This is a genomic window from Embleya sp. NPDC005971, assembly GCF_040629175.1.
Taxonomy (GTDB): domain Bacteria; phylum Actinomycetota; class Actinomycetes; order Streptomycetales; family Streptomycetaceae; genus Embleya.
This window is the reverse complement of sequence record NZ_JBEXUX010000151.1, coordinates 1-4899: the sequence shown is the minus strand read 5'-3', so window position 1 is coordinate 4899 and position 4899 is coordinate 1. Positions and strand designations below refer to the sequence as shown.

Here is a 4899-nt window from a genome sequence, read left to right as displayed (position 1 = left end):
CCCGCCCCACCGCACACCTACGCGGCCGGGCGCGGGTCAGCTCCCGGGCGCGGGTCCGGTGCCGGGCGCGGGTCCGGTGCCGGGCGCGGGTCCGGTGCCGGGCGCGGGTCCGGTGCCGGGCGCGGGTCCGCTGCCGGGCGCGGGTCCGCTGCCGGGCGCGGGTCCGGTGCCGGGCGCGGGTCCGGTGTGCCAACTACCCGATGGTGGACGGTGGTTCGGTTCGGGACAGGGCTCGGGCGGCGGCCTCGGCAAGGGCGCAGGCGTCTGCGACGCAGTCGTAGTCGACGTGTTCGGGCAGGTCGGTGTGCAGGTGGTAGTGCGGGATCAGCTTCTGGTCGTCGACCGAGACCAGGGTCGCGGTGGGGTAGCCGTGCCGGTTGGGCACCACGCCGTCGGTGGAACTGCGTGAGCGTAGTCCGGTCAGCACCGGGATGTCGTTGCGGGTGGCGCACTCGGAGAGCAGGTTGTTGAACGGGACGTCGTAGGGCTCCATGCGCAACGGGCCCTCGGCCTCCAGCAGGACCAGGTTGCCCGAGCCCACCGTGTCCACGTTGAGGAACCACGTGCGGTCGCGGTCGAGTTGCGCGAAGTGGCGGCGGGCGAAGCCTCGAATGCCCTCCTGGAGCGCTTCCTCGGCGCCGGCCGAGACGAGCAACACCCTCACGTCGTCGATGGGTTCGGCGCGCAGCGTGGCGGCGAGCGCGACCAGGACGGCGACCCCGGACAGGTTGTCGTTGGCGCCCGGGACCGCGCGGCTGCGGCCGATCTGGGTGAACGCGGCCGTACTCACCGCGGCCAGGGCGATCCCGGCACGGCGCACGCCGTCGGCGCCGGTGGCCGCGCCCAGCGCGATCAGGGCGGGGCCGGCGACCACCGGCCACCACAGCGGCGGGTTCTCGCTCGCCCGGTCCACCAGGTGCGGGTAGCGGGTGGCCAACCAGCGTGCGGCCCGCTCGTCGAACACCGCCCCCGTGGGCGCCGCGTCGTGATGCGCCGTCACCACGAGGGTGCGCGCGGCGTCCGGGTCGCCGACCGAGGCGACCACGTTGTACGCGCTGCGCCGTCGGCCGCCGAGGGCGCGGCGGGCGTATTGGCGGCGATAGGAGATATCGTCGGCCACGCCGAGACCGGCAGCGGCGGCGATCAGCGTCGCCGCGACCCGCGAACGCCCGGCGAGCAGACCGGCCACCGTGGCGATCGCGGTGAGTGTGCCGATCGGGCGGGCGTAGGAGGCGTATGCGGGCTCCTCCTCGACCACTGCGTCCCGGGCCCCGAGTTCGCGCAACATCGCCGCGATCTGCTGCGCGGCCGCGCGTTCGCCGGGCGAGGTGGGCAGCCGCTCGATCTTGGCCAACGGCTCTATCACGGCTCGGAGTTCGGCCTCGGAGGGCCGACGGGAGCGCTTTTTGGGGCGGGTTGGGCGTTGCGGTTCGGTTGGACGTTGCGGGTCGATTGGGCGCTGCGGGCCGGTTGGGCGTTGGGCGTCGCGCTGTTGTCGGGCGTCGCTTTCCGGGTGCGGGTCGGGGTCCTGGTGCGTGCCGCTGCCCCGGTGTGGGTCAGGCTTTTGGTGTGCGTCGCTGTCCTGTTGTGGGTCGTGCTCCCGTTCTGCGTCGCTTCCCCCGTGGCTCGTCATTCCGCCACGATGCCACGCCCACCCGCGCCCTGTCCGCCCGTCGAGGACCGGCCGAGAGCCGGACACGAGCCGGACACGAGCCGGACGCGGGCCGGCCGAGGAGCACCCGAGGCCGGCCCGGCACTAGCGGCGGCCGGGTGCGTCCACCACCCCCGGCAGCTCCGGGGTCCCGTCGGGCAGGGTGACCGGCGTGGCGTTCTTGCGCGTGGCCAGTACGGCTCCGCCCAGGATCAGCACGAACGACGCCCCGATCGCGAGCGTGAACTTCTCGTCCAGGATCAACACGCCGGCCGCCACCGCGACCGCCGGGTTGACGTACGTGATCACCGTGGCCCGGGCCGCGCCCACCTCGCGCACCAGCTCGAAGAAGATCACCATCGCGATCGCCGTGCACACCAGGGCCAGCACGCCCATCGCCCCGAGCGCCTTGCCGCCCGGCACGTGCGCGGGCCACTGCACGGCCGCGAGCGGTATGTACACCAGCGCGGTGAAGCCCAGGCACACCACCGTCATCGGCAGGCTCGGCACGTCCTTGAGCCGCCGCTCGGCCACCAGCGCCGCACCGGCGTAACACAGCGCGGTCGCGAGCACCTCGACCGCCGCCCACGGATCCCCGCCGCCGAGCGTCGGCCCGGCCAGCACCGCGACCCCACCGAACCCGATCGCCAGCCCGACCCAGCGCACCGCCCCCATGCGCTCGGTACCACCGGTCAGATACACGAGCACCGCCCCGAAGATCGGCACCGATGCGATCAACAGCCCCGTCGTCGAACTGGACAACCGCCGCTCGGCGTCCGAGAGCATCCACCAGGGCCCGACGAACTCGGTCACCGCGAAGACGAGGAGCGGCCACTTGTACGGGGTGAGACCGCGCAGCCCGGCGCCCCGCAGCGCGAACGGCAACAGCAGCAGCGCCCCGAGCCCGGTACGCACGAACACCAGCACGCCGGGCGACACCTCGTCCACCGCGACCTTGATCAGCAGGTACGGGATCCCCCAGATCACACACATGCACGCGAACAACAACACTCCACGACGACTCACGGCCCCGTGTCCCCTCAATCTCTGGTGCTCGATCGAAGAGGATGATCAACCACGCGGGGCCGATCGGTCTAGAACGTTGTTGCGCGGCGGCGTGCTGCCGTTGTCGCGCAGCACGCTGGTGCGGTAGCCGGCGGGGGTCACCCCCAGCACCCGGCGAAACCACCGCCCCAGGTGCGCCTGGTCCGCGAAACCGACGGCGAGCGCCGCCTCGGCCGGCGTCCTGCCCGCGGCGAGCAGCACCTTGGCGCGAGCGACCCGGTGCTGGGCAAGCCAGGCGTACGGGGGCAGGCCGACCTCGTCGCGGAACGCGCGCAGTGTCTGGTAGCGGGAGAGTCCGATCCCGGCCGACAACTCGCTCAGCGACGGCGGGCGCACCAGCTGATCGGCGAGCCGCTCGCGCACCGCGCGGGCGACCCGGGCGGCGTCCGGCGAGCCGTGCCGATCGGCCGGGTTCCGTATCGCGTACCGCCCGACGAGCGCCCGCAGCGCCTCCACCACGCGGGACTCGCCCTCGAACGCGTCGCCGCCGGCGGTCAGGTGCACGTGAACGGCGACCATCTCGGCGGCCAGCCCCGGGTCGGCCACGAGCAGCGACGGGAAGTGCGGCGCGGGGCCGGGCAGATCCTCGCCGACCAGGGCCGCCGAGGGGTAGAAGACCCGGTAGGCGTACCCCTCGGGGATGCCGGGCCCGCCGGTGTGCGTCTCGCCGGGCTCGGCGACCACGATGGTGCCGGGCCCGGATCGGTGCACCGCGCCGCGGTAGCCGATCTGCTCCACGCCTTCGATACAGACCCCGATCGCGTACTCCTCGTGCGCGTGGGGTGCGTACCGGTGCCGCCGAAATCGCGCGGTCATCAGGTCGAGCGGAGTGTCCTCGACCCCGTATACGCGCGTCCACACCGCGGACTCCCCACGCCCGCGGTCGGAGGCGGCGGGCGGGGCGGCATCACTGAACAAACCTCCCGAACCACCCGGGCTGCCCGGCACTCCGAGGTCACCATTCATGTCGATGCGCTCTCAAATACCCGTGCAGGGGCCGCCCCGGCACGATCGGCTCGAACCACTCCTCCGGCCCGGGGTCCGACAGCCGCAGCTCGACCGACTCCGGATCGTCCGACGCCGCGTCGCTGAACGTCACGAACGCCGCCTCGACATCGTCGTCGTACAACCCGTGCCGCTCCAACAGCGACGCCGCCTGATCCACCAACAACCGCAACGCCATCTCCTCCGCAAAGCACGAGGGCGGCGCCCACTCGTTCGCGCCGAGCCGCCCGGTGACCGCGACGGCGGCCACCACGAACCGCCGAACGAACCCCTCCTCCAGGATGGGCAACGCATCCAGCACGAAAAACGAAGCCCCATCCGCCTCGCGAAGATTCACCAGATCCGTGAACAGCAGATCCACGAGCACCCCGACCGAACTCGCCACGGCCCCGGCCGCAAGCCGAGCCTTCTCCTCGGGCACGTCCGGCTGCGCGGTGTCCGGCTCACACCCGAACGCGTCCAGCCCGAACGCCCGCACCCCCGCCGCCTGCCGCTCGATCCGCAGCCGCTCCTCCGGCATCGGCCGTCGCGCCCGCAACGCCGGATCCCCCGCCGGCGCGTCCGGCCCGTCCGCCGCGAGCAGACTCTCGTACACCAACTCCTCATGAAGCTGCACCTCGCTGCGCACCACCCGCCAATCCGCGAGCAACACACTGGCCTCCAACACCGCCAGCACCATCTGCCGCGCCCCGCGCTCGGCCGCCTCCAACGTCGGCGCATCCACGGACATCAACACCGCAGCCCCCTCCGACCCGGGCGTGACCCGAAAGTCCACCAGGTCCACCCCGACCCCATCCGCCTCCTCGAACCCCTCCACGGACTCGAGCCCATCACTCAGCAACGCCCCGACCCCGAGCCGCTGGAGTTCATCCAGATCGGGATAGGTCTCGAGCGGCACGACATCGACATTCACCGGATAAGCCACCCCAAGATCTTCCCGGACCCACCCCCCTCCCCACGCCCGACACCACCGAACAACCACGTGGCGGACCACCCCCCAAAGTGCGATATGGTTTCCGTGTTCGGCCGGCCGAACACCGGGACGTGGCGCAGCTTGGTAGCGCACTTGACTGGGGGTCAAGGGGTCGCAGGTTCAAATCCTGTCGTCCCGACGGTGTTCAAGAGGCGCTGACCAGGGCAAAAGCCCAGTCAGCTGCTCTTGCGGGTTTATAAATTTA

At 72.1% G+C, this 4899-nt stretch carries 4 protein-coding genes and 1 tRNA gene; 1 reads left to right on the top strand and 4 read right to left on the bottom strand.

The genetic code is table 11. The features are described 5' to 3' along the window. Positions 1–193: 193 nt before the first annotated feature. The 4 genes from ABZ374_RS47985 to ABZ374_RS47970 form a co-directional block, all read right to left on the bottom strand. Entirely contained in the window at positions 194–1366 is a 1173-nt protein-coding gene (locus ABZ374_RS47985) for a M28 family peptidase (protein WP_360325005.1), read from the bottom strand. 390 nt (positions 1367–1756) lie between these two features. After that, positions 1757–2677, bottom strand: coding sequence for an EamA family transporter (locus ABZ374_RS47980; protein WP_360325002.1), 921 nt, complete (start codon positions 2675–2677; stop codon positions 1757–1759). A 45-nt stretch (positions 2678–2722) separates the two neighbouring features. Further along, positions 2723–3577 (bottom strand): AraC family transcriptional regulator, encoded by an 855-nt coding sequence (locus ABZ374_RS47975; RefSeq protein ID WP_360324999.1) that lies wholly within the window; start codon positions 3575–3577, stop codon positions 2723–2725. Between the two features lie 94 nt (positions 3578–3671). Continuing rightward, positions 3672–4619 carry a hypothetical protein gene (locus ABZ374_RS47970; RefSeq protein ID WP_360324997.1) on the bottom strand — a complete coding sequence of 316 codons (948 nt, stop codon included), beginning with the start codon at positions 4617–4619 and terminating at the stop codon, positions 3672–3674. Positions 4620–4759: 140 nt separating this feature from the next. Here ABZ374_RS47970 and ABZ374_RS47965 point away from each other — a divergent pair. Beyond that, positions 4760–4833, top strand: a tRNA-Pro gene (locus ABZ374_RS47965). Positions 4834–4899: the final 66 nt, after the last annotated feature.